The 26,812-nt window shown below is 37.5% G+C and carries 24 protein-coding genes; 4 read left to right on the plus strand and 20 right to left on the minus strand.

The features are described from left to right. Positions 1-195 precede the first annotated feature (195 nt). The 3 genes from ACZ1GR_RS05545 to ACZ1GR_RS05555 are packed head-to-tail and all read left to right on the plus strand — an operon-like array spanning position 196 to position 2,606. Positions 196-1,314: a serine hydrolase domain-containing protein gene (locus tag ACZ1GR_RS05545; RefSeq protein WP_472611213.1), complete on the plus strand. Its 1,119-nt coding sequence runs from the start codon at positions 196-198 to the stop codon at positions 1,312-1,314. A 10-nt stretch (positions 1,315-1,324) separates the two neighbouring features. Continuing rightward, the gene (locus ACZ1GR_RS05550) at positions 1,325-2,227 is read left to right on the plus strand and encodes a M28 family metallopeptidase (RefSeq protein WP_472611214.1); all 903 of its coding nucleotides are present in this window, start codon (positions 1,325-1,327) and stop codon (positions 2,225-2,227) included. Position 2,228: 1 nt separating this feature from the next. Further along, entirely contained in the window at positions 2,229-2,606 is a 378-nt protein-coding gene (locus ACZ1GR_RS05555; RefSeq protein ID WP_472611215.1) for a hypothetical protein, read from the plus strand. A gap of 348 nt (positions 2,607-2,954) precedes the next feature. Here the strand turns inward: ACZ1GR_RS05555 and ACZ1GR_RS05560 are convergent, their stop codons facing one another. The 13 genes from ACZ1GR_RS05560 to ACZ1GR_RS05620 are packed head-to-tail and all read right to left on the minus strand — an operon-like array spanning position 2,955 to position 15,412. Beyond that, positions 2,955-4,778, minus strand: coding sequence for an AMP-dependent synthetase/ligase (locus ACZ1GR_RS05560; protein ID WP_472611216.1), 1,824 nt, complete (start codon positions 4,776-4,778; stop codon positions 2,955-2,957). 21 nt (positions 4,779-4,799) lie between these two features. After that, the gene (locus ACZ1GR_RS05565; RefSeq protein ID WP_472611217.1) at positions 4,800-5,306 is read right to left on the minus strand and encodes a DUF4442 domain-containing protein; all 507 of its coding nucleotides are present in this window, start codon (positions 5,304-5,306) and stop codon (positions 4,800-4,802) included. Between the two features lie 49 nt (positions 5,307-5,355). After that, positions 5,356-5,820: a MaoC family dehydratase gene (locus ACZ1GR_RS05570; protein WP_472611218.1), complete on the minus strand. Its 465-nt coding sequence runs from the start codon at positions 5,818-5,820 to the stop codon at positions 5,356-5,358. 4 nt (positions 5,821-5,824) lie between these two features. After that, positions 5,825-6,562 (minus strand): 3-oxoacyl-ACP reductase FabG, encoded by a 738-nt coding sequence (gene fabG / locus ACZ1GR_RS05575; protein WP_472611219.1) that lies wholly within the window; start codon positions 6,560-6,562, stop codon positions 5,825-5,827. A gap of 6 nt (positions 6,563-6,568) precedes the next feature. Next, entirely contained in the window at positions 6,569-7,546 is a 978-nt protein-coding gene (locus ACZ1GR_RS05580) for an NADPH:quinone oxidoreductase family protein (RefSeq protein ID WP_472611220.1), read from the minus strand. Then, on the minus strand, positions 7,546-8,547 hold the full coding sequence (locus ACZ1GR_RS05585) for an NADP-dependent oxidoreductase (protein ID WP_472611221.1): 1,002 nt from the start codon (positions 8,545-8,547) through the stop codon (positions 7,546-7,548). Before ACZ1GR_RS05585 ends, ACZ1GR_RS05580 begins: the two co-directional genes overlap by 1 nt. A gap of 11 nt (positions 8,548-8,558) precedes the next feature. Continuing rightward, positions 8,559-9,332: an enoyl-CoA hydratase/isomerase family protein gene (locus tag ACZ1GR_RS05590; protein ID WP_472611222.1), complete on the minus strand. Its 774-nt coding sequence runs from the start codon at positions 9,330-9,332 to the stop codon at positions 8,559-8,561. A gap of 3 nt (positions 9,333-9,335) precedes the next feature. Continuing rightward, complete coding sequence (locus ACZ1GR_RS05595) at positions 9,336-10,091, minus strand: SDR family NAD(P)-dependent oxidoreductase (protein ID WP_472611223.1); 756 nt, start codon at positions 10,089-10,091, stop codon at positions 9,336-9,338. A 15-nt stretch (positions 10,092-10,106) separates the two neighbouring features. Continuing rightward, positions 10,107-10,493 (minus strand): hypothetical protein, encoded by a 387-nt coding sequence (locus ACZ1GR_RS05600; protein WP_472611224.1) that lies wholly within the window; start codon positions 10,491-10,493, stop codon positions 10,107-10,109. A gap of 5 nt (positions 10,494-10,498) precedes the next feature. Then, positions 10,499-11,578: a phosphotransferase family protein gene (locus ACZ1GR_RS05605; protein ID WP_472611225.1), complete on the minus strand. Its 1,080-nt coding sequence runs from the start codon at positions 11,576-11,578 to the stop codon at positions 10,499-10,501. A 2-nt stretch (positions 11,579-11,580) separates the two neighbouring features. Continuing rightward, a complete protein-coding gene (locus ACZ1GR_RS05610; RefSeq protein WP_472611226.1) occupies positions 11,581-12,798 on the minus strand; it encodes an acyl-CoA dehydrogenase family protein in 1,218 nt (405 codons plus the stop codon). A 9-nt stretch (positions 12,799-12,807) separates the two neighbouring features. Beyond that, positions 12,808-13,581 carry an SDR family NAD(P)-dependent oxidoreductase gene (locus ACZ1GR_RS05615; RefSeq protein WP_472611227.1) on the minus strand — a complete coding sequence of 258 codons (774 nt, stop codon included), beginning with the start codon at positions 13,579-13,581 and terminating at the stop codon, positions 12,808-12,810. Positions 13,582-13,600: 19 nt separating this feature from the next. After that, the gene (locus ACZ1GR_RS05620; protein ID WP_472611228.1) at positions 13,601-15,412 is read right to left on the minus strand and encodes an acyl-CoA dehydrogenase; all 1,812 of its coding nucleotides are present in this window, start codon (positions 15,410-15,412) and stop codon (positions 13,601-13,603) included. Between the two features lie 133 nt (positions 15,413-15,545). Here ACZ1GR_RS05620 and ACZ1GR_RS05625 point away from each other — a divergent pair, with 133 nt between their 5' ends. Beyond that, the gene (locus tag ACZ1GR_RS05625; RefSeq protein WP_472611229.1) at positions 15,546-16,415 is read left to right on the plus strand and encodes a bile acid:sodium symporter family protein; all 870 of its coding nucleotides are present in this window, start codon (positions 15,546-15,548) and stop codon (positions 16,413-16,415) included. 3 nt (positions 16,416-16,418) lie between these two features. Here ACZ1GR_RS05625 and ACZ1GR_RS05630 read toward each other — a convergent pair whose 3' ends face one another. The 7 genes from ACZ1GR_RS05630 to ACZ1GR_RS05660 form a co-directional block, all read right to left on the minus strand. Continuing rightward, on the minus strand, positions 16,419-17,018 hold the full coding sequence (locus ACZ1GR_RS05630) for a Crp/Fnr family transcriptional regulator (protein ID WP_472611230.1): 600 nt from the start codon (positions 17,016-17,018) through the stop codon (positions 16,419-16,421). Positions 17,019-17,128: 110 nt separating this feature from the next. Beyond that, the gene (locus ACZ1GR_RS05635) at positions 17,129-17,785 is read right to left on the minus strand and encodes a hypothetical protein (RefSeq protein ID WP_472611231.1); all 657 of its coding nucleotides are present in this window, start codon (positions 17,783-17,785) and stop codon (positions 17,129-17,131) included. Between the two features lie 100 nt (positions 17,786-17,885). Continuing rightward, a complete protein-coding gene (locus tag ACZ1GR_RS05640) occupies positions 17,886-18,794 on the minus strand; it encodes a glycoside hydrolase family 17 protein (protein WP_472611232.1) in 909 nt (302 codons plus the stop codon). 26 nt (positions 18,795-18,820) lie between these two features. Further along, positions 18,821-20,386: an MFS transporter gene (locus ACZ1GR_RS05645; RefSeq protein WP_472611233.1), complete on the minus strand. Its 1,566-nt coding sequence runs from the start codon at positions 20,384-20,386 to the stop codon at positions 18,821-18,823. Between the two features lie 33 nt (positions 20,387-20,419). Beyond that, positions 20,420-21,859 (minus strand): glycoside hydrolase family 30 protein, encoded by a 1,440-nt coding sequence (locus ACZ1GR_RS05650; protein ID WP_472611234.1) that lies wholly within the window; start codon positions 21,857-21,859, stop codon positions 20,420-20,422. A 92-nt stretch (positions 21,860-21,951) separates the two neighbouring features. Further along, positions 21,952-23,229, minus strand: coding sequence for a glycoside hydrolase family 17 protein (locus tag ACZ1GR_RS05655; RefSeq protein WP_377765503.1), 1,278 nt, complete (start codon positions 23,227-23,229; stop codon positions 21,952-21,954). Between the two features lie 26 nt (positions 23,230-23,255). Continuing rightward, positions 23,256-26,672, minus strand: a complete 3,417-nt coding sequence (locus tag ACZ1GR_RS05660) for a hypothetical protein (protein ID WP_472611235.1) — start codon at positions 26,670-26,672, stop codon at positions 23,256-23,258. Between the last annotated feature and the right edge of the window lie 140 nt (positions 26,673-26,812).

Genomic DNA, 26,812 nt, shown 5'->3' on the forward strand with positions numbered 1-26,812 from the left:
TATTTGAATAAAAAACTGATTACAATTTAATTGACGGATTACTGATTTTTCAATATGAACAACATCAAATCCTAAACAACTGGTATTAGACATTCAAAGAGTGCTCATTAAAGTATTACATGGGTTATCAATCAATCTTATTATTTAATTATCCTTCATAAAACTAAGTTTACTACAACTTTAAAATACTATGTAATGAAAACCTTTATCTCAATGCTATTGCTTGCCCCACTCTGGGTCAATACAAGTTTAATGGCGCAATCACCAACAATTGAAAAAACAAAATCCATTGACCAATTAATGGACCCTAAAATTCCATCCTTAATTGAAGAAAATAACGTCCCAGGAATCGCTGTTGCCATTCTTGAAAATGGTAGGATTATTTATGAAAAAGGATATGGCTATGCTGATAAATCAAATAAAGCCAAGATAACCACAACTACCGGGTTCAACATCGGCTCTATTTCAAAATTGTTTACTGCTTGGGCAGTTATGAATTTAGTTGAAGATGGCAAACTTGAACTTGATGTGCCTGTCGAAAGCTACCTAACACGATGGAAATTACCTAAATCTGAATTTGACCACAGTAAAGTTACGATAAGATCAATATTAAGCCATAGCGCAGGATTATCTGTACACGGATATCCCGGTTTTCATCCCGATGATGAATTACCAACTTTGGAGGCATCTTTAAATGGAGAGAATGGACCCATGGGAGAAAATGAAGCTGTGCAAGTTATTTTGGAACCACAAACTCAATTCAAATATTCAGGTGGTGGCTATACCATATTGCAGCTTGTCATCGAAGAAGTAACAGGGCAAAAATTTGAAAACTATATGCGCAAGAACGTTTTCCAACCACTCCATATGGACAACACTAGTTTCATCATTGATGATGAAATAAAGAAATATTCAGCAAAACCTTATGACAAGGAAGGTGACGAAATTTATTATGAACGATTTACTGCAAAGGCCGCAGCTGGTCTCCATACAACTCTTGACGATATGTCCACTTTCGCAAAAGCTCAATTTTCGGAAAATATAGTTTTAAGTAAAGTGACTATTCAAGAAATGACACAAATTATCCCAATAACCAAAACGAAAAGAAGTGCCTATGGTTTGGGCTATGCCACATATAATTTTGGGCCCATTAAAGTTACAGGTCACGCAGGAACGAATACAGGTTGGGAAGCTGGCTTTATGATGGATTTTGAGAAAAAGGATGGCATCATCATTCTTACCAACAGCTCTAATGGTAAAAAAGTTGCTATGAACACACTACAAACTTGGGCCAAATGGCGAATGACCCAATAAAAATAAGCCCATGCTTAAAACTATCATCACTTTCTATTTACTACTCTCGATTTCATCTTGTATCGCACAAGAAAAAGACACTGCAACTAGTATCATAAACTACCAAAAAGAGGTCATGGCAAAATTGACAGGTAAAAATACCATTGCAAAAAATCGCTTTTTGAGACAAAGAGCAAGCTATGAAGAACGTGTTATATCCGCTGAATATTTGGCAAGCGAGCTTATAAGGTCTGGATGGTTAGTTCAATTTCAAAAATACCAAACTCCTCAGAGTAATTATTTTTTGGATATGTTTTTCAGTCCAAATAAGGGTATCAACGTAGTGGGAAAACTTTTAGCTTCAAAACCAACAAAGAAACATATTATACTAGGTGCTCACTACGATTCTGAAAGAAATTCGCCTGGTGCAGTAGACAATGCTAGTGGTGTGGCTTTATGTCTGGCTCTTGCAAAAAAATTACAACAATTTAAACACAAGCAATACAATGTTTTTATTGTCTTTTTTGACCAGGAAGAAGATGATGAAGTGGGTAGCACAGTATTTGTAGAAAAGATTCAAAAAGAAAACCTTGAAGTGCATTCTGTACATATATTTGATTTGATAGGTCATGATTCAGACGGTGACTTTGCCTTAACACTGCAATCACCCGCACCTCTTTTGGAGGATATCTATTTAAGAAAAGCTAAGGAAGATAACATCCCTATGCAAATTATTGGTGGTGCTGGGTCAGACAACAAACCTTTTCTTGAAGCAGAATATACCACAGTCCACCCTTTTGAGGAACTTGATGACAGAACTCCGTACTATCACAGTCCGGAAGACAGCTATGAAACTGTCAATTTTGAGTTTTTGGCAAACACCACTAATTACATTGGAAGCGTGCTCGCAGAAATTCTAGAAAATAATAAATAAGATGAATAAAGACAGAATTAAAAACAACCAAGCTGTTTTATCATTTAGCTTTTTGCCACTATTGGTTCATGTCACACAACACCTCATTGCATATTCTTATTTTCCTTTATTATTTACGTTATTGTTGGTAAGCATATCTATTGCTTTTTGGAAACTGAGAATTATTAAGTCGGCATTTTTTCTTAAAATTTGGGCTATCCTTCTAATAGGTTATGGGATCATTCGTTTGGTTCTATTAGTATTGGTTTTACTTGCTGGTAATAGCGTTCCGTCTGACATTTATTTTCAAATTGATATTTGGTATTTTTCCATTTCGGTGTTTGTGCTATTTTCTGGTATTTGGCTTTGTCGAAGAAAAAAATATGCTAATGATTATTAAACTTAATTTCTCTGATTTGTTATTTTTATAATTGAAAGCCAAATGATATCATTTGCAATCAAATAAACCGTCAACAATTCGGTCAACAGACTTTGTAAGGTTTTTAAAAATAACTATGAAACTTGGGAAACCAGCAATATTATTGTAAACCCTGCTGTGGTCACTAAAGGCGGTTTAAATCCTGCCGAGGTCACGAATAAATTAAAAGCAGGCTAAAACAAATAGCTTGCTTTTTTGTTTTAGAAGGATTTTGATTTTCAAAGCGGAGCTTTATCAGGAAGGACGAAGTCAATCCTATCGAGGTCACATAAAATAAGAAAGCTCACATATTGTGAGCTTTTTATTGGACTAAGATTCGGCGTATATAGCCGCTATCTCCGTTTTATACTTTTCTCTGATAACCCTTCTCTTTAGTTTTAAAGTAGGTGTTAATTCTGCATCTGAACCATCTTCATGTATGGGCAACCAAGGGGTCGAAATTAGTTTGATTTTTTTTATTTGTTCAATATGACCAAACTCCGAATTGTAAATGGCCACTATTTTTTCATACTTGGCAATAACTTTCTTTTTCTTCACCATCTCGGGTAAGGTAGTCCATTTCATTTTTTTATGAAGGCACCAATTTTTTAGTGCTTCTTCAGCCGGTACTATTAAAGCGGAAACAAATTTTTGTTTGTCGCCAACAACCATCATCTGTTCAATAAGAAAATCTTCTTTAACCCTATTTTCTATAGGTGCAGGAGCAACATATTTTCCACCAGAGGTTTTAAGCAACTCCTTTTTTCTATCGGTAATTTTAAGGAATTCCCTATTCCCCGGGCCTTTAATTAGCTTTCCTATATCCCCAGTGCAGAACCACGTCTTCCCGTTTACTTCTTTAAACACCTTAGCGTTAACCTCTGGTTTCTTATAATAGCCAACCATTACATTTGGTCCGTGGGCTAGTATTTCACCTTCACCTTCGTTATAATCTCCATCTGAGCTATCTATATATAATTCTACTCCATCAATTGCGTAACCGACAGTACCTATTAATGTTCCATTGGGCTTCATCGTATTACCAGTTAAGGTCGGTGATGTTTCGGTGAGCCCGTAGGCTTCCCTTACATTAATACCCGAAGCACAAAAAACACGTAATATTTTTACTGGGCAGGGGGCCGCCCCGGTAATAATCATTCTAATATTACCTCCTAAAGCCGCTCGCCATTTGCTAAAAATTAGTTTATCGGCAACTTTCCATTTGAGCTTTTGTACAAAAGATAGTTTTCTGTCAATATCAAAATCATCCGTTAGTGCCAATGCCCAAAAGAATAACTTCCTTTTTACTCCTTCTAGGGCAAGTCCTTTATTGTAAATGGCTTCATAAACTTTTTCCAATAATCTGGGCACTGTGGTAAACATCACTGGTTTAACAAGTGCCAAATCACCTTCTGGACCGCTCAGGTTATCCGTTCCGGTAAAATAGACGGAAACACATTTATAGTAGTATGCAAATGACACTGTTCTTTCATAAATATGGCATAACGGTAAAAAGCTTAAGACCTTTTCCCCTGCATTTGCCTCGAGTAAATCTGAAGTTTTAGTTACAATATGCATGATGTTACTATGCTTTAACATCACACCTTTTGGGTTGCCCGTGGTACCAGAGGTATAAATGATCGTTGCCAGATCATCTGCTGTAATGGTCTTTTTAACCTCCTCAACGGCGTTCTGGTTTGCAGTATCAAAAATGGTCTCCCAATACGGTTTCCCTTTTTCTTGATCAAAAGTATAAATATGGTCAAGGGTTTTGGTGTTTTTTTGGCTAACCGCAAGTTTATCATGTAAATCACCACCTCCACAAAAAGCTACTTTCACCTCTGCTTCATTCAAGATATATTCATACTCTTTGGAGCTAATTGTTGGATATAGGGGAATACTGATTAATCCTGCCATCTGAATTGCAAAATCCATGATAAGCCATTCAGGCCTATTCTTATAAGAAACGACCGCTACTTTATCACCTTTTTTTAAACCTAGCTGCAATAACCCAGAGGCTGCTTGCATTGCCATCTCATGCACCAGCTGCGAACTATATGACTTCCAATTACCCGATGCATCACGATAACTTACAGATTTATCAAGCGGGTGGTTTTTTATTTGATGCTCAAGAAGGTCAAATAGTCTGGTCATGGTATGGGTTTTTGGTTCGGTTTACTTCTTTGAATTCTTTCTCTTCTCTTTGTAGAAGTTCTTGTCAGCGATATAAATCGTTTTACGTACTTCACAAAACACTTTGTCTTTTGTCTTATTGGTAAGCTGGGTAGTTTTTATAATTTCAATTTCTTCTTTTTGAATGACGCCAGCTTTTATTTCATTCACTTCCTCTAGAGTAAATTCAAAATCAGCATATAGGTTTTCACGGGCGGGACGCTTAAAAAAAATCTCAGCCGATTTATCCCAAACCACATAATCTTCTCCTAAGATATTAATTAATTGTACCATTGGTATAGGATCAACTGCAGAAAACATACTTCCTCCAAAAATGGAACTTACATAGTTTCTGTTCTTATAGGATATTGGAAGCTTAATGGTGACTTTTGCTAAATCTTTAGAAGTATCAATGATTCTGGCAGTGCTTCTTCTATACATTGGTGACAGATTAAACCCATATTTAAAAAGCTTGTCCCAACCCATAAGTTTAGAACCAATTTTTGTCATTTTTTGATATATGGACATCTTTTTACCTTCTTGATTTAGTTAAAACATGTTATTCAAACATTAGACTTAAAAACTCTGCCACACATGCCGGTTTCTCTTGATTTTTGATCTCTACACTGCAGTTCCATATAATTTTCAAGCCATTCTCACCATACTCCTCAATGTTTGAAATTTCACTATGAATACGAATCTTACTATCTACCAAAAGTGGGCTTGGAAAACGTACTTTATTCAACCCATAATTCACACCCATTTTAGATGATTCTACATGGATTATATCCATCAACATCTTCGACAATAATGCTATGGACATAAAACCGTGTGCAATAGGCTTTTTGAAAGGGGAGTGTTTTTTAGCTTTTTCAACATCAACATGTAACCATTGAAAATCGTGCGTTGCCTTGGCAAAGTCGTTTATCATTTGCTGTGTTACCGTTAACCACTCTCCGGTGGGTAATTTTTCACCTTTTAAACTTTTAAAAGCATTAAAGTCGGCTACAACTAATTTTTCCATAGTTCTATCTTGAAGTTCCCCCATCTATGGTTAAACATATTCCGGAAACAAATCTTGCTTCATCTGATGCCAAATACAAATATCCATAGGCAATATCAATGGGCTGTGCAGCAGTTTTTAAGGGAATACTTGCCTTGATCGCTTCAATGTGTTCTTTTGGAATTTTGTCGACCATATCCGTCATGGTGAATCCTGGTGCGATCGCATTTGCCGTTATTCCATATTTTCCAAATTCAACAGTCCATGTTTTGGACATAGCAATAACCCCAGCCTTGGTGGCCGCGTAATTGGTCTGCCCAAAATTTCCACGTAAGCCAACATTGGATGCCGCACTTACAATTCTGCCATAGTTATTTGCTTTCATGTAGGGAACAGCAGCCTGAGTACAAATGAAAACCCCTTTTAAATTTACATCTACGACCGAATCCCATTCCTCTTCGCTCATTTTTTCAAGGGTTCTATCGCGAGTGATTCCTGCATTATTGATCAAGATATCCAACTTACCGTGTTTGGTGTGAACATCAGCAAAAAGTTGCGTTACAGCTTTTTTATCAGTTACCGAAACTGCATGAAATTCAGCTTTACCGCCTGTATTGTTTATTGCAGTTGCAACTTCTTCACCTTGAGGTAACAGATCCACAATTATGACCACTGCTCCTTCCTTTGCAAATAATTCTGCTATTGCCTGCCCTATACCCCTAGCGCCACCGGTGACTACTGCTATTTTATCTTTTAATCTCATATGCTCTTAATTAATTTTGATCACTAGTTTTCCCTTTACTTTTCTATTCATCATTTCTTCAAGTGCTTTGGAAGTATCTTCCAAATCATAAATAGCATGAATATGTGGTCTTAATCTTCCCTCAGCATACCATTGCATCAAGGTCATGGTATTCTGACTGTTTTCCTTAGGGCTTCTCATTGCAAATCCTCCCCAAAAAACACCTACTATGGCAACTCCTTTTAACAGAGGTAGATTAAGAGGTATTTTGGGAATATCGCCTGCGGCAAACCCAATCACTAAAAATCTACCGTTCCAGGCTGTTGCACGCAATGCAGCTTCTGAATATTCACCTCCAACGGGGTCGTAAACCACATTGACCCCGGCACCTTTCGTTAATTCTTTTAGTTTAGATTTTAAATCCTGAGTATTATAATTAATAAGTTCGTCAGCTCCATATTTTTTACATATTGCCAACTTCTCATCACTGGAAGCAGCAGCTATAACTCTAGCCCCCATCAATTTTCCAAGTTCTACCGCCGCCAAACCCACGCCACCGGAAGCCCCTAAAACCAACAAGGTTTCTCCTTCTTTAAGCTTTGCCCTATCCTTCAGGGCATGATAAGAAGTTCCGTATGCCATCATAAAAGAGGCTGCAATTGGAAAATCCATCTGAGAAGGTTTTGGAAAACAGGCATTTGAGGGGATTATAACTTCTTCTGCCAAGGCACCATGTGCCACAAAACCAAAAACCTCATCACCAGCTTTTACATGCGAAACACCTTCACCTACTTCCTTTACCACCCCTGCAACGTCACTACCAGGGGTAAAAGGTAATTCGGGTTTAATTTGATATAGGCCTTGTATAATTAAGGTATCCGGAAAATTAAGACCACAAGCCCTAACCGTTACCAAAACCTCTTTTGCTTTTGGTGTTACATTTTCAACTTCTTCTAAAATCAGAGAATTTGGTGGACCATATGCCTTACATCTAATTGCTTTCATTAATCTTCAATCACTTTTAATACTAGTTTGCCCATTTTATCACCAGAAAATAAGCGGTTATAGGTCTCAGGAAAGTTTTCTATGCCCTCATAAACATCTTCCCTACTTTTTAGTTTTCCTTGTGCGAGCCATCCTCCTAAAACCTGAGCACCTTCTTTATACCTATCTGCATAGTCAAAAACCACCATTCCTGTCATACTTGCCCTATTTACCAATAATGACAAGTAATTGCTCGGACCCTTAATCTTTGTTTTAGTATTGTACTGAGATATGGCGCCACATATAACGATACGCGCATGCATGCGAAGCCTTGTCAATGCAATTTCTAGTATTTCACCTCCAACATTATCAAAATAAATATCAATCCCCTTGGGGCACACTTCTTTAAATCGTGATGCTACATTCTCATTTTTATAATCTATACATGCATCAAAATCCAACTCTTCTACAACATACCTACATTTATCAGGTCCTCCGGCAATACCCACTACTTTACAACCCTTTATTTTGGCAACCTGCCCCACAATACTACCAACTGCGCCTGCTGCACCCGACACCAAAACGGTTTCACCTTCTTTTACCTTGGCTACTTCGGTAATTCCAAAATAAGCTGTCATACCTGGCATACCCAAGGTACCGATATACATGGGTAACGGAGCTAACTTTGGATCTACTTGATAAAAACCTTTTCCATCCGAAACTGCGTATTGTTGAACACCTCCAGTTCCTGCAACATACTGACCAACATCAAATTTTTGGTTTTTAGAAGCGATAACCTCACCAACCGAACCGGCACGCATTACCGAACCAATTTCCATTGGTGCGATATACGATTTTCCCTCGTTCATCCAGCCGCGCATGGCAGGATCTAGGGACACATAGTGTTGTTTTACCAAAATTTGCCCTTCATTAATTTCGGGGATAGGATTTTTTTCTAAGGACCATGTAGCGGCATCTGCAGCCCCGATTGGGCGTTTTACAAATAATAATTGCTTATTCATTTTTGTGTTTTCTATGATTTCTTTTTACTTGAAAAACTCTCGACATACGCCTTCATTTTAGCGCGGATCTCAGGTTTCCACCAAAGCTCGGATGCTTCTCTTAAAGAATTTTCAGCGTCCAAATCCAGTTTGTCCCAAAGGTGTTTTCTAAGTTTCGCTTTCGTATTTAGTAGGATTTCTTGATCGGCCTTTAAATAGTGTCTCATTTTCTTTTCTGCCCTATCCAATACATTTTCCAACGGGACCAACTCATCAACCAAACCAGCTGCTAGTGCTTCGCCACCATTCAATAATTTACCCTCAAGGATATACCTGCTCGATAACCCATCGCCCATCCAAAAAGCATATATTTCAGTTAGGTTTTGACTGATTTGAATATTTACCGCAACTTCATTTAAACCGATAACATATTTTTCTCCTTGTGCCATGTATCGGTTATCACTTGTTACGGCCAAAACGGTACCTCCAGCTGGCGAATGCCCTGTAATTGCTGAAATAAAGGGCTTTTTAAATTGGACTAATTGCAGGTACAAACTGCCAAATGCGCTAAAGAATTCTGTAATTTCTTCTTTATCATATTGAAATAATTCAATTAAGTCTAAGCCAGCTGAAAAGTAATTGGGCTGCCCTGTTAAAATAACACCCTTTGTATCAGAATCTAACGCTAAGGATTCAAATGTTTTTTGCAGCTCAAGAACCATTTGACGATTGATAGCATTAACTTTTCCACGGTTCATTTGAACTATGGCGTAACCTTCTTTTTTTATCAGATTTATATTCTCCATATTTTATAAGGATGTTCCACCATCTAAGGTGATTGTTTGACCAGTTATAAATTTTGAGTTTTCGGATGCCAACCAGCAAATTGCTTCAGCAATTTCAGTCGCTTCACCAAATCTTCCCATGGGGATAAATCGTTTTAACTTATCACCCATATCAGGACTGACCGAAAGCAATTGGTCTAGAAGTGCAGAGTTGGTAAAACCAGGGCAGACGGCATTAATACGAATGTTTTTTCTACCATATTCCAATGCAGCTGATTTGGTCATTCCCACAACCGCAAATTTACTAGCACTGTATGAAAGATTGTTTCCCGAGGCCTTTAAACCCGCTAGCGAGGCCACATTGATTATATTCCCATTTCGCTGCTTTACCATTTGTTGAAGTGCCAGTTTCATACAATAAAATACTCCCGTTTGGTTAACGGCGATTACATTATGCCAATCTTCATGGGTATGATCTGCAGTCCTTAATTGGTTTTTACCGCCAATGCCCGCGTTATTAACCATAACATCTAGTCTGCCATGATGCTCAACGGTTTTTTTAATTAAAGTTTCTACCTCTTCAAATTGGGTAACATCAGTTTTAATCGCCGAAGCATTTCCACCTTCAGCAATGATTTCATCAACGACCATTTGGGCACTTTCTAAATTGATGTCCGAGACAATTACATTCGCATTATGTGTCGCAAAAAGCTTTGCAGTAGCGGCACCAATACCGCTGCCCGCACCTGTTATTATCACTACTTTAGTATCTAGGTTCATATCTTATGTCTTCAATTACCATTTACAATGAATTAATCTCGAATCTTGCAATGCATTTGCTCTTAAATGGCTAGGATAACCCTCTGCCTGTACCATACCAAGAAAACCGGCAATGGTATCATATTTCACCAATAGTACCTTGTCCCACAAACCTTCACTCTCTGGACCGATAAGCATTGTCTCGGGTTTTCCCATAAAAAGAACTTCTGCATTAGCTTTGGCAAAAAAAGGAGTCGCTGCTTTCATATATTCTTTATAGGAAGCTTCACCAGACAAGCCTGTTTCAGAAACTTTTTCCTTAAACTTCAATAAATTCAACATAACCACCGGAGTATCCATTGGCAATTTCATAAACCTTTGAAATTGCGCCTTATTAATTTCTAAAAAAGATTCTTTCGCCATAGGGTTTAAAATAAACTGTCTATTTGGTTTTTCTGAATTGCTTGCCAAGCGGTGTTGCAACATAATTCTGATGCTTTATCCAAATAAGCAAACTTGGGGTCACTAGTATGCCCATGTTTATACCTATAAAAAATTTGTTGTGCGATCACCGCTATCTTAAATAATCCGTAAGCATAATAGAAAGTCAGATTGTCTATATTTCGACCACTCTTGAGTGCGTATTGCTCAACAATCTCTGTTCGCGACGGATTGCCCTCCATTACCGTTGGCGACTGCAGACCTTGCTTCATAAAATCTGGGTCTGATATGGTTGTCCAATATCCCAAAGAAGTTCCTAAATCCATTAAAGGGTCTCCTAATGTGCACATTTCCCAATCCAAAATAGCCGAAATCTCTCTCCAAGAATCATCTTTAAATACCACATTATCATACTTAAAGTCGTTATGAATAATTGTATGGTCATATTCTGTGGGTTGGTTATCTTTCATCCATTGCATTACTTTTTTCGCAGCTGGCACATCATGGGTAGCTGCGGCCAAATATTGCTTACCCCAATTGGTGACTTGTCGCTCTACATAACCTTCTGGTTTTCCCAAATCTATTAATCCTGCTTCCTTATAATCTATATCATGAAAGGCAACAAATGTATCTAACCATGTGTTTGAAATTGTCTTAAATTCGGTTAGACCAACACTTCTTTTATGTGCTTCCTTTGCCGTTAAAATCTCACCAGAAACCCTACTCATTATATAAAAAGGAGCTCCAATAATCGTTTTATCCTCCGTATAAGCAAACGCTTTTGGGGTTTTTTCAAAAACGGCATTGAGTTTATGAATCACTTTATATTCCCTACCCATATCATGACCTCGTTTGGGAGCCGCAAAGGGTGGGCGCCTTAAAACATATTCCTTGTTCTCAATATGTAAAAGGTAGGTAAGATTAGAAAAGCCATTAGAAAATTGAGAAACCTTTAATTCACTTTTCTCATCTTCTATTAGGTCGTGATTTCGCAAGAAGTCCTTTAAATTTTTTGCATTTAACTCTTCTCCTTCCCTAACTGGTTTTGTATGTTGATTATGACCCATTTTTATCCTTTGGCATATTTTTTAATAATATTCTTACCTAGCTGACTCATATGTACTTCATCGGGGCCATCCGCTAAACGCAGCATTCTTGCGGCTGCAAAAAAGTGTGCTAAGGGCGTATCGCTACTTACTCCCCTACCACCCATAATCTGTATGGCTCTATCCACCACACGTAAGGTCATATTTGGAGTGACAATCTTGATCATTGCGATTAAATCTTTAGCCTCTTTATTACCTAAACGGTCCATTTTATCGGCAGCGGACAATACCAGTAATCGTGTTTGAGTTATCTCGCAGGCAGAATTTGCGATGTCTTGCCGAATACTGCTATACGTATCCAAAGTCCTACCGAAAGGTTTACGTTCGGTAGTACGAGCAGACATTACTTCTAATGAGCGCTGCGCCATACCTATTAATCGCATACAATGGTGTATTCTACCAGGACCTAAGCGTCCTTGTGCAATCGCGAAACCTTGTCCTTCACCGACCAATAGGTTTTGTTTTGGGACACGCACGTTTTTTAATATTATTTCGGCATGGCCTTCAGGGGAGTCGTTATAACCAAAAACTTTAAGAGGTCTTACAATTTCTAACCCAGGAGTATCCATAGGCACTAAAATCATGCTTTGCTGTAAGTGTCTTGGGGCATCAAAATCTGTTTTTCCCATGACAATAGCAATTTTACAGTTTGGGTCCATTGCACCAGACGACCACCATTTTGTTCCATTAATCACATAATCATCGCCGTCAGCAACAATTGAAGTTTCAATATTGGTAGCATCGGAGGAAGCTACATCTGGTTCTGTCATTAAAAAAGCCGAACGAATTGCTCCGTTCATCAGTGGTTTTAGCCACTGCTCTTGCTGTTCAGGTGTGCCATATTTTGCCAACACTTCCATATTACCGGTATCGGGAGCACTGCAATTAAATACTTCTGAAGACCATAAAATACGGCCCATAATCTCTGCTAAAGGCGCATATTCCATATTCGTCAGTCCAGGGCTTAAATCGCCATAAGACTTCGGAAGAAATAAATTCCACAAACCGGCATCTTTAGCTTTTTGTTTTAACCCTTCAAGACCAGGCCATCTTTTCCAAGCATTGGCAGGATCTAAATGAAATGTTTCAACCTCCTTTTCAACTGGAGTGATGTAATCGGCAATAAATTGCTCCAATTTTTTTTGAAGCGCAACTGACTTTTCACTATACTCAAAATTCATATTCGCTTTTTATCCTGAAATTAAATACCCCCCATCAGCGGCATATACTCCGCCTGTCATATAAGAACCCGCATCAGAAGCTAAAAGCATCACCAACCCAGCCATCTCATCTGGTTCTGCCATTCGTTGTAGCGGCACCATTTGGTTATAACCGGCGACCAGTTTTTCATTGGACCATAAACTTTCGCTAAACTTTGTTTTAATTAGCCCCGGGCAGACCACATTTGAACGGATACCATATCTGCCCCATTCTTTTGCCTGGTTTTTAGTGAGCATTATCAACGCTGATTTGGTCATACTATATAGGCCCAATCTAAAGCCAGGGTGAATACCTTCAACAGAAGAAATATTTATAATACTGCCGCTTCCATTTTCTTTCATGTATGGTTGCACGAGATTGGAAAGCAACCAGGGTGCCTTAACATTAACGTTCATTATTTTATCAAAAACCTCTTCCCCTGAAGTCTCTAAAGGCCCGTAAAATGGATTGATCGCCGCATTGTTTACCAAAATATCAATTCGTCCATACTCTTCTATAGTTTTTGTCACCAATGCTTTGCGCTGCGCTTCATCACCAATATGGCAAGCTATTCCAATAGCTTCCAAACCAGCCAAATTAAATTCTTTGGCAACGGTTTCTACTGCCTCCTGCTTTCGACTGCTAATGACCACTTTGGCACCATTCTCTGCCAATCCTTTAGCAATTGAAAGTCCAACACCTTTGCTTGAACCTGTTACAATTGCTACTTTCCCCGTGAGTTCAAATTTTTGTTTTATACCCATACTTTCCTAAGTCCTTTTATTATTTGAAAATGGTTTCATTAGTTCCGACCGTTAGAGCCTGTTCATCCATTAATATTTCGGCCAATCCGTTTGTTTTTGGCAATTCATATTTAAAGTAGAATCGCATAGCATGAATCTTATTTTCGTAAAACTCCACGCTATTTTCTTTGCTGCCGGTTAGCAATGCATTTTGGGCTTCTTCGGCGATACCCAACCATACCCAGCCCAATACGATGTTGCTGAAAAACTCCATAAAGGGTGTTGCATCTGCCAAAAAGCGTTCATAATCACCTTTCATTGCATACCCCATTAGTGATTTGAGTACTTTTTGGGTCAACTCTAACTTTTCAGCTAGTTTTTTTGCATGAGGAGCTAATGCTGTGTGAGCCATACTTGCCTTTATGGAATTTGTTATTTCTTCTGAAAGCAACTGTAATGCTTTTCCATTATGTATCGTTATTTTTCGGCCTAACAAATCTTGTGATTGAATTCCTGTGGTGCCTTCATACAAAGCTGAAATACGAATATCCCTAAAGTATTGCTGCAATACATAATCTGAACAGAAACCATATCCCCCTAAAATTTGCAATCCGTTATCAACAGCTATCCTACCCATTTCAGATGGATATGTTTTTACGACAGGAGTCATAATCTCAAGCAATAAATTATATTTCTCCCGCTCTTCTTTATCGGCATGTGATTGTGATAAATCGTGATATTTTGCCGCTAAAAACACTAGGCTTAATGAACCTTCCGTTACTACTTTTTGCAGTAATAGCATTCGTCTGACGTCTGGATGATTAATAATCAAGGTCTGCTCTTCATTGGCATCTTTTTTGCCCGTACTGGTCAACTTTCTACCCTGCGCCCGTTCGTTGGCATAATTAAGAGAAGCCTGGTAGGCAGCCGAAGCTATTGCCGCAGCACCCCTGCCAACAGCTATTCTTGCCCCGTTCATCATTAAAAACATGTATTTAAGGCCTTTGTTCTCCTCACCGACCAACCAACCTTTACAATCTTCTTTATCTCCAAAAAAGAGATGGGTAGTGCAGTATCCGCGCTGTCCCATTTTTTCGAAATCTGCAACTGTCTGTACATCATTTGGTGTAAGGGTTCCGTTTTTATCAGGTCTATTTTTAGGGACTACAAACAAGGATATGCCCTTAGTACCAGCAGGAGCACCTTTTACCCTGGCCAATACTAAATGGACAATATTTTCAGCGCCCTGATAGTCTCCTCCTGAAATAAATATTTTTTGACCATGAATTTTATAGGCATCCCCATCTGGGGTTGCAGATGTAATAATATCAGATAAAGAACTACCTGCCTGAGGTTCCGTTAAACACATTGTTCCGCCCCAAGTACCCTCCAGCATTTTAGGAACGTAGATTTCATTCAATTCTTTATTCCCAAAATGTGTGATCAACTCGGCCGAACCTACAGTTAGCCCTATATAACCTGGTAAATGATTATTTGCTGCATCCTGTATAAAAGCAGATGCATTTATAACCATTGAAGGCAATTGCATGCCGCCATCTTCATACGGAAAACCACCTGAGATAAAACCCATCTCCCCCCCTGCTTTCATATATTTTCTAACCTGTGGATGCACTACAATCTCACCATCCTTAAAATGAGCTGGATTTTCATCCATTTCACGAAAATATGGGTACAGCTCTTTATCAGAGAACTCCTTTACCGAATTCAATAATAGTTCTATGGAATCTTTGTCATAATCTTCGTATTTAGACTGTTGAAGAACTTCTTCTAAATTATGCACCTTATACAACAAAAACTTTAGGGTATCTAAATCAACATATTGGTTTGCCATAGCTGTATTTCTTAAATTATAAGTTCTTCAAGTTAAAATTATTTTATGCCAATCTCATTAAACTAGTATAATAAAATACGGTTCTTAAAAGATGCCTATATTTAGAATGGAGTATCGCTAATCGTAAAATTTTATGGACAATATTTCCAATACTATTCTTGCATTATCACTCATAATAATCATGTTCGGCATGGGATTATCATTGAGCACCAAAGACTTTGTCGAGGTTTTTGTTCGCCCCAAAGCAGTTTTGATCGGTTTGGTATGCCAACTAGTACTACTACCAATTATCGGTTTTTCGCTAATCACTGTTTTTATGCTATCTGCAGAAGTAGCAATTGGCGTAGTTATTATGGCTGCCTGCCCTGGTGGCCCTACCTCAAATTTAATTACGCATTTGGCAAATGGGGATACTGCATTATCGGTTTCCCTTACGGCGATAAGTAGCCTGATTACCTTAATCACAATCCCTTTTATAATTAATCTTGGGCTAGAATATGTTCTGGGTGAAGGCACCTTAATTCAGCTGGATATAGCAGCCACCATAATGCAGGTTTTTATTATTGTGATACTTCCTGTAGCATTTGGAATGTTATTAAAAGCTAAAAAGCCGGACTTTGCCCAAAAAATGGAAAAACCTGTAAAAAGGGCCTCAGGTATCTTTTTTGTCTTAGTGCTAGTGGCAGTTATCGCTAAAGAAAGGGCATTGCTTTTTTCGTATATACAACAAGCTGGTTTGGTTTCACTAACATTGAATATCCTTACCATGGGAGTTGGTTATTTTTTGGGCTATGCATTCCATTTATCTCTAAAACAGCGCATTTCTATTGCGATTGAAGGAGGTATCCAAAATGGAACATTGGGCATAAGTATCGCTACCATTCTATTACAAAATACAGCTTACGCACTTACACCAGCCGTATATGGCATTATTATGTTTTTTACCGCAGGAGTATTTATTTACTGGAGCAACAAAAAACTTAGTGAGCAAATCAAAAATTAAGTGCTATCCTTTGCCGAGGCGTTTCCTGATTTTGGAAAGACCAACAGGCGTAAGCCCTAAATACGAGGCTATTAGGTATTGTGGCACCCTTTGGAATAAATCTGGTCTTTTTTGTAACAGCCTTACATAACGTTCTTCATTACTCCTACTATTTAAGCGTTCAATACGGTTGAATGATTTTATAAAAGCTTCTTGCATAGACAGTCTTCCAAAACGTTCTAATTGATGTGATTTATCAAAAGAACTTTCTGCATCGGTTTTTTTAATGCCATAAAGAATTGTACGCTCAGTAGCACTTAGGTTATAATTGGAAGGGGTGCCTTTAACATAAGCTGGAACATCAGTGAAGAAAACATTGTCGGTATAAAATTCCAATACCTTCTTTTCGCCGTTTTCAATTTTATAATAATAGATGCAACCTTTAGCTACATAATAGAAATGTTTTACCAGTTGCCCTTCAGAAATCAAGTTGTCGCCTTTACCCAACTCAATTTTTTTATAGTACTGCATTTCATGCGAAAGCCACTCTTCATCAACTTTGGTGTAAGATAAAATCTTGTGTTTTAGATTATTTAGGTAGTGTTCTTCAAGCTCCCTTGACATAAAAGATTTGAGATTATATGATAGACCTAAATATAAGTGTTTAGATTATTTTTTAAAGCCATCCAAGTTTGTTTACCAAAAACTACTGAAAACTAGAAACTTCAATGACTTTATTGTTGGTTCAGCACAGCTTTATCTTCAATCTTTTCTTTTAAAAATTGAATCTCTTGTTTAAGCTTTTCTTGTTCTTTGTAATTTTGAAGCTGCATCTCTACTAATCGCTCTTCTAACTCATCTGAAGAAATTTGTTCCGATTCAGAAAAGACACTTTTAAAAATACTAAAAAGCGTAAATAAAAAACTTATCACTACAGCGCCGACTAGCATAAATAATAGCTTGCGCTCTCTACCATATGAGGTTTTCTCTGTTTTTCCAAGATCTACTTTTTCGGCTATGCTGAGTTTTCGAGTATTTGATAGTTGCTCTAAAAACACATCCCATTTTTCTTCTTCTGCGATATAGATGTCTTTAAAGCCACCCTCTTCAACAAAATCTTCTGTAATGGCCGTTGCCGAGAGCATGAATATTTTGGCGCCATTACCACTCATGATATCCAAAAGTTCTGGATTAAAATCGATAATCTCACGAACTAATTTCTCAGCAAATTCAAGACTGTAATTGGGCCGTAAAAACTCGTCATAAAGCAATTGCATTTCAAAATAATCGTCTCTTTCTGAGGCGTAATGCAAAAACTTATCCTTTAGTTCAGCTTTGAAAAATCCGCTCATTGTTGGTTGGGCAATCGAAAAATTTATGGGGAAACTCATAATGGTTTTACAAATTTAATTGAATCTTAAATCTGAAAATCATTTTACTCCAATAAATATTTATGAAAAGCCAATTTCGATCTAAAAAGACCTTTGAAATTTAAAACTTTAGTTTTTCATTCTTATCCCAAAGTCCCCAATATGCTCCTACATCGCCCTCTGCTCCTACTTTCCAAGATTCATCAAAAGATGAAAAATAAAATACCTCAACATTATCTTTTGCAGCCCAAACTTGAGTGTTTATAAAGTATTTCATGGCATTCTCGGCATTTGAAACAGCTCCTTTTAAGCTGCTCCCCTGACTTGGCCAACCTGTTTCGGTAATTATAACCTTTTTGCCCCTGGCGGCATCGGTTGCCTGACCGAACATTTGTTGCATATGCCCTAAAGAGTGTTCAATTGGACAGCCCTCCCAATAGGGATAACAATTGGATAAGATAACATCGGAAGCATCTACAATTTCAGGATGTTGCGTAAACTCATAGTACGCATCCACATACCCAACTTGAACATCGGGCAAAGCTTGCTTTACACGATTTATATAGCCTAAAAGCTGCTCTTTGGTTAAATCGTTTCTATACAAAACTTCGTTGCCAACTGCTGCGATGTCTACACAGCCTTCTTTAGCTAAGGCTATTAATGCCTCAATCTCCGTTTCGTTCATCTCTAAATCATCGCCCAACCAGGCCCCAACTAAAGTTTTAAGACCATTCTTTTTGGCAACCCGCGGTATGTGCTCGTTTCCTTCAATACACGAAAATGAACGAACCCATTTTGTATATGGCTTAATTATTTCTATCCTACGCTGTACTTGTTCTACTGTAATAACATCACCTGGCTTCTGGCCATCTTCATACATACTAAAACAAAGGCCGTGCATTCCATTTTGCATGGTCTCTATCCATAATTTACGCAACTCATCTTCAGAAATTTTAGTGAAATCTACTCCTGCATGTCCTTTATAAGTATGCTTTGCAAGTGAAAAATGATGACCTTCTCTATATGACATTATGGTGTTCTTAGTTAAAAATTAGATTACAATTCTCCTCTACGCTCTATTAATTCAGCCTTAATTTCTTTGGCCCTAGATTCGTTTAGACTATACTTCCACATTACCCATACGGCCAATGCAGCAGTTACAGAAGGTACTACTATATCTGCTATTCTAAGATTGGTCATAGTGTCAAGAGTTTGTTCCGTTACATTGGGATCAAATCCTACAATACTCAAAATAACACCACCTAAAACAAGTGCGATGGACTGCCCTATTTTAACCATTAGCCAGTAGATAGCGCCAAAAGTGCCTTCTTTTCTTGGCATACCGTTTTTCAATTCATCCAAATCACATACATCAGCAGTCATAGACATCATTAACGTAAATAAACCTCCCATACCAAAAGCAATTAATGGAATTGGTACAAAAATTAACCATGGTACTTCGCTCCCAGGATCTATTGAAAACCATGACATGCCAATACTATCAAGAGTAGGATTCAACCACTCGAAAAGAGAACCAATACCAGAGTTTAAACTTTCACCTAATCCCGTTTGGTTGAACTCACTATTTAGTTCTTTATCAAAGCCCCACCATTTTAAGATATACCCAATAATGGATAAAACTGTAGATATGATAAACGCTTTTCGCTTTCCCCATTTGTTCGCCATTCTAGAAATAATAGGTATAACTAAAAATGCCGTAATCATCGCATTAATGGTATTGAACCAAGCTGGCCATGTGCCTGCCAACTCATAGCTACCGCTATACATATAAAATACTATGATAAAAACCCCAAAAGCTGCTACCAACTGAAATCCATTAAAGACTAAAAAAGTGGCTCCACATAACTTCATAAAAGGTTTATTCTTTGAAACTTGAACGATGCCCTTTAATAACTCTTTTAAATTAGATGCTAAGGTTCTAAAATTTATTGCTACGCGATTTTCCATATTTGCAGAGTCTATACCCTTACAAAATATCGCCGGCAGAATACCAAATATGATGCACATTGCCCCAACAATTAGTGCCATTGTTCTTACACCTTCTGTTTGTGTATTAAATGTTTTTGTATCTGGAATAATGACATATAACCATGGCACAATAATCCAAGCTATTTGGCCCATAGTATTCGAAAAGGCCATTAAGCGTGTACGCTCATTATAATCTGAAGTCATTTCATAACCCAGTCCAACAAGTGGAGTTGCAAACATGGTATTACCGATAAGAAATAACAATTGAAGTACCATTACATGCCAAATAATATAAGATTGTGAAGCATTGTCATCAATCTGCCACATTAAAAAGAAGAGTATTCCACTTATAATGGCACCTATAAAAATATAAGGTCTTCTTCGGCCCCATCTTGATTTTGTATTGTCAGAAATGAAACCCATTATCGGATCTGTTATAGAATCGAATATTCTAGGCAAGCCCCCTAACAGTCCAGCCCACAAAGGGTCTACGCCCCAGGCTGTAAGTAAAAAGAACTGGATAAACACTCCCAGTGTTCCTGGTAAGATATTCAATATAAAGTGACCAGCTCCGAAGGCCGCTTTTTGCCCCATGGGGACTTTATCTTTTGAAAGGGTTTTTACTTGACTCATAGTTGTTTGTTTAGTTGGTAGCGTAAATAATTGCTATTTGGTTACCTCATTTATAATTATCGTTTGAATAGCTTTAGCATCTATTTGTATAGTGGTATTTCTTTCACCTAAAGAAATTGATAAGTCTTTTTTTTCTTCATCCTGATTAAATATCACAACAGCAATAGAACCATCAGGGTTTTTACAAGCCGTTGCCATAATTAAATCGTCCGTCATAGTTAAACCTATTCTTGTGGCACCCGGTCGTATAAACTTGCTAAAATGGCTCATTGTATAATAGATAGGTGTAAAATAAACTTCATCGTTTTCTGGGTCAACAATTACCGGGGCAACACACCAATTCTTAAACCAATTTGGTCCGCCTTGTTTATCTAACACCATATTCCAATCTATCCAACCATCTACCCAATTGTTTAAGCAACCTATAATATCTCTTGCGTATCTATTGACTGGCGCATATTTTGGGTGTAGGTGTTTATCTTTTTCAGGTGCCCAATCCCAACCCCAATCAGTAGCTTCCTTCTGCCAATACCAGGCATCATCTTTCCATTTTGGCACTTCTGCATCTACACAAGCCTCTGTCTGTATTAAATGTTTATTAGGCGCTTTCTCATGTGCATACTGTAAGGCTTCTGGAAAAACCTCATAGGTACTGGCGTACCAGTGAATAGCGGTTCCGTCAAAATATTTTGAAGTATTTTCACTTGCAAACATCGTATCTACCCATTCATTTAGGTGCTCGCGATTTTGATCATAGCCCAATATCTTAACTTTATGCCCTTCACTTTCTAATTTTGGCCCTAAATGGTTTTGTACAAACTGGGTCATTTCTTGAGCGGTAAAATGCATACTCTCCCAGTTATTGTCGTTTCCGAGAGGTTCGTTTTCAACAGTAAATCCCCAAATATCAATACCCTCATTTTTATAGGCTTCAATATATTTTGAAAAGAATAGCGCCCAAGTGTCATTGTATTCTGGCAGTAATTTTCCACCTCTCCAATCCTTATTATCTTTCATCCATGGTGGAGCCGTCCAAGGTGAGGATAGAATTTTAAAACCTTCTTTTGACACCTTCATAGCATCTTTAATCATAGGAATAATATCGTCTTTATCCTCTGCAATACTAAAATGCTCTAACTCTAAATCACCTTCTACCGGCGCGTAGGAATAGTTAGTTAGGGAAAAATCACAAGAATTCATATGGGTTCGCGTCAAAGAATATTTTGCCCCGTTCTCTCCAAAATAAGCTTCTATGATTTCTTGCCTATTTTCTTTTCCTAGTTGATTTAATAGATGTGCTGAAGATTCGGTAAAAGAGCCTCCAAAACCAGTAATCTTTTGGTATTCTTCATTTGGCAATACTGTAAGTTGTATAGCATTATCAGCGTTTGAAAATTCTGTTGTTTTCTCTAACTTTTTACCGTTAGCATTTGTCTCATATACCGTGACTTGCAATTTTTCTTCTTTATCCATACAACCAATTAGCATTAAGGTTATGAAGACAATTAATAAGCAAATTCCATTCGCTTTTAAGGATACAATATTGTTATGTGATTGCCTGTTGCTCATTGTTTGTAAGGTAGAACTAAAACCTCTTTCATTAATTCATCTTTGTCTCCATTAAAAGTTTTAGTAATTGGTTTACCATCTCTAGTGAGACCCTCAAAAATTCCTTTATCCACCAAATCCCAAATAGCATATTTAGCTTCACTTTTAAGGTTTATCAATCCAAAATGATTTTCTGAACCTAAAGGGTTGGCAGCATCCTTCCACTGTTCGTCAAAACCTTCAAAGTAAAAACACGCTATTCCTTCTTCATTGGTCCATTCTCTCATATGCTTATAATACAATGCTTCTTTATATTCGTCGGTAGCCTTAGAACCCTCTGGACCATAGTGCCCGTTTGACGTAGTTGCCCAACCCGTTTCTCCAATATGAATAGGTTTATCTACACCTAAACTCTTCATATAATTTCGAACATTATTATACTGAGACATGGCATATTCTTTCGCCCTAAGCATATTCGCATCAATTTTTTCTACCTCCGACAATTCTTTTTCAGATTCTAAAACACCCCAAAAAACAGGATTGTAATGTGTATCATGCATTGGGTAGGTATGCACTGAAAGAAAATCTACCGCTGCTATCAACTTATTCAAATCTTCTACATGGTATTCGGTATCTCCACCGCCCCAAGATGCAAAGTTATCTGAGCTGGTAATCCAAAGGTCTTTTGAAAGCGTTCCAGATTTTTTTAACTCTTGAAGATGATCCACCCATTTTAAAATTACCCATGGCTGCACATAATAACTAGCGGCCCATTTTACCATGGCCTCATTGCCTACGGCAATAACCTTAACAATATCTGGATATTTATTGGCCAACCTTACCGCTTCTTTAATCTCGACGGCATTACGTTCACTTTCCTGATTATGGTCCGGCTCCATATCGGTCCAAGCATTTTTGCAGTCAATCCAAGCACCAAGCATTACATACATTTCAAAGCTTGCATCTTCTTGTTTTAGTTCACTAATTGCTTTTAAAACATTTGATGCATGTGGTAGATGCACTTTATAGGTTCGCAATATTTTAACGCCCATAGCACTCAAAATCTTCATGTCTTCTTTTAATTGCGCTATGGTCGGTTCTATATCATGATCAACTTCTCTATATCCTCCATATGACATAGCTAGGTATTTAGGGTTCCCTAAAATATCTTCTGCACTTTTGCTCAATTCTTGGCTCACTGTGGTTGTTTTACTTTCTGAATTGGTATTCTTTTTACATGAAAAAACTACCAATGTCATAATGATAAAGGTGACTATTTTAAAGTAGTTTTTCATAATTTTCTGTTTTTTCAGTTCAATATTTACTTCTTAATCTCGACGAGAATTTGCTTGACCTCACCAGTTCTTCCGAAAATTTTCTTGCTCGTTGGCACATCTAATGACAAATTAGTAAACTCAGCTCTTGAGTTGTCATTAAAAAAGACAATCAAACTATCTTTACCGGCAGTTTTATATACTACTGGCACTTGACAATACGTAAATGCAAGCTCATTTCTTTCTAATTCAATCTTATCTTCTTTGCCATTTATGGCGAGATATTCAAAAGTTGACGGATTTTTCAAAAACTCCTCTTTTCGTAACAAATTTGGTTTAAAAACTACCCTCCCCTGTCTAACAAAAACACCAAGCTCACCAAACCTGCTCAAGATATCTTCTTTTACTTGACCTGTCATTCCTGGCTGTTGTGCTCCCTTACCTGCAGGAGTATGTGAATAAGGGTCGGTAGGGAAAGCGCCATATAATTCTGGAGATTTGTGTACACCAATACCTTCATTAATTTCGTAGTAATGTTCTAATAATCTACCTATGGTCTCTTCATCTTCTTTTTCTTCGATAGCCCTTAGGCAAGTTTCTTGAACAGCCAAAAGCAATTTAGAGACCATATGCCAATAAATGGACCCTAAACCTTCATAACCAAAGAAAGTTCCTGATCGACCTGTAAAAGATTTATGATCAAATATTTCTTCAAAGACTGACAACAATAATTCTCTGTCTTTTTGAATCAGTTCTCCATAAAGTTCTTTGGGCAAGGCTGCTAAAGCTTCTTTCAAGCTGTCGGCATTATTGAACGAACCATTAAAATGGTAATTTCCATCATTATCTTTTTCGACAATTTTTGAATTCCCATCTTTTAAAAGTCGCTGTACTAAAGCCGAATTTTCAATACTATCTGAGGGAATATTGTTCTTATTGACAAACTTGGCCAGCTCCTTATTAGGATAAAGTAGATAACTATATTGATCCTCTCTAAACAAAGCACTACGCTTTAAGCCATCTAATAACGCTAACGAATCTTTCGCCGAAATATAACCAGAACTCAATACAGCTACTTGACCTTCTAACATTTCGGATAAGTGCGAAATGGAAACATCAGTTTCATTTTCAACGGTCATTAAGTTATAGGCATGATAGAGATTGTCATCCCTTCTATTGGCTCGTATACTATGTTCTAAATGTATTGACGTTATTTGAATGAACTGTAAAACATCTTCTTTGGTAAGTTTTCCTGTTTTGGAAGTAAAACTCTTTTTGTAAATAAGATTCCGAAAATCACTTCCTGCATTGCCTAAACCATCCATCACTTTCTTTCTATCAGCATTGGATATTTTTCCAGAAAGCTTGGAGATATTTGCACTCAGGGTCGACCTGACTTCATTGAAAAAAGTTATTACTTCTTTGGAAACCTCATAGTGCTCCGAAGGAGCTTCTTCCATCAATTTTTCAAAGAAACTCAAAAACCTTCTTAGGTAATTCAAAGTCACCATAGACACTCCATTGCCCACTAGGGCGTTGTTTGCATCGTTCCACTCCGGTCTCTGGGTATTCATCCAGATACCCCCTTCAGGAATAAAGTTGGATACCTTTGCCAACACTGTCGCCAAGAGTTTTTCAAGGAGGTTTACGTTATAGATTTCTGAATTTTGATTCTTTAAAAGTGCAGCATCGGCACCTACTTTAATTCTCTCTTTATTAATTTGAGTATCTAATTCTTCATCAAAAACAATAGTGTCCTTGGAATTTTTTAAGATATCGGTGTAGCTCTTAATCTTGTACGGTACATTGGCATATACAAAGATTTTTTGGCCAAAATATTTAGCCAATTCACCAGGATAGTGATTTTCGCTAAACTCCAAGAATTTTAATAGGTATATAATCTGGTGATCGCCCCAATAACCAATGTATGACCATGGATCATCTGGTTCAATAATTTCCCAATTAAAACCATCTTTGGTCACTCGATAGGGATTGTAACCATCAAAAGTGGAAGCATTCAAAAACTTATGTATCATACCCTCTATAAACTCGGGGTAAGAATGTGCCAAAGCCTCCCAGTTCTGAAATATATCGCGCCAGTTACCCTCATAGTCTAAGACTTTATCGCCCTCTTCCGTAGTGGTATTGATTGAAAATCTATTCCATGGTCTACTTGGGTCGCCATGTCTTCGACTAAATTTTAAAGGCAAGTACTCAAGACATAGCCTCTTAAAATTGCTGTCATTATTTTTTTCGGCAAGTTCTTTTAATTCTTTATATAAAAAATGAGTTGGCAGCTCATCTAGAACTTCTGTTTTGCTCGAAAAAACATTTTTATTTGCTTTTTCCAGATAATGCTGAAAGTCGTCTTTTTCAATCGTATAGTTACTATCAAAAATTCCGCCGCGCATGATGTTGAACATCACATTGGAATGATGTCTCGTATTACTTCTTTTATCGGCAGTAAGCTGCTTTCCATCAGAAGCATTGGTAAGCTTTATCAAATTTCTAGTACCAAGAGCTATGTCTTCAAAAACCTCTTTATTTAGGTTTTTATTTTTTACCAGTTCTTTGGATAAATCAAGAACCTTTGCTGAACTCTTATTCACATCGGCAACTAGTGCCCATTTTTTTTCTTCATCGGCTTGAAGTTTAAAGTCGGTAACAATAAAATAAGCTCCTTTCTCGGCTTTTACATCAATCTCTTCATGAACGATGTTTCCGCTTCTAAAGGCATTGAGTTGTAATGAGGACAAAAGGATTTTGGGATTATCTAGACCTAAATTCCAAACTACATTCGCTTTTAAGGCCTCACTTGGTTCAGCTTTGTCCACTATTATAGCACTAAGCGCAAAAATTCCGAGTTGGGAATCCTGTATCAGCTCACTTCGCTTATAAGCATCGACCAAATTACTACTCACCTGTTGGGTGCTGGCCCCAACACCATAAGGCATAATATTTTGAATTCCGTCTAAAACCTTAATCTGAATAGCCTTACCAGAATGGTTAACTACTTTACTTTTTCTAACGAAGCCAAAACGGTCGCTTGAATTCCATTGGTATTGAAAAGTTAGCCCTAAATCATGATTTATTTCTTCAAAAACTACTTTGTTTCCAAACTCGTTTTTATATAAGTTTCGCGTTATTGCGAACACCCCTGTATATCGCTCAGAAAATGGCTCCCATATTCTAATGGTATCAGATACCGTTACTTGAAAAATTGTTTTGCTTCCTGTGTTATCATAAGACTCGGTAATCTTATCGTCCGTATAGTAAGGAAAAAGCGCGTTATCACTATCTTTTCGCCCGGCACTTAACCCCCCGTTACTAGAAATAAACATCCAGTGATTGGAATCACTTACAATGCTCATAAAAAATGGTCGCATTTTATCGCTATTCGAAATTTTATAAAAATTTTCATTTTCGAACTTGATTTGTTTGCCTGTAATTTCTTTGGAACTCATTGATTGGTTCAACTTTTTAAAGTACCACAAGGTGACACCTCTTTTTGATTGATTTTGGTTGAAAAAGGCTAGTTGAACACATTTCTAACTAGCCTTTTATTTTACATCTATTCTATATCCGTCGTATCAACGATAGGATA

The sequence above is a fragment of the Croceitalea sp. W27 genome, from assembly GCF_055693185.1.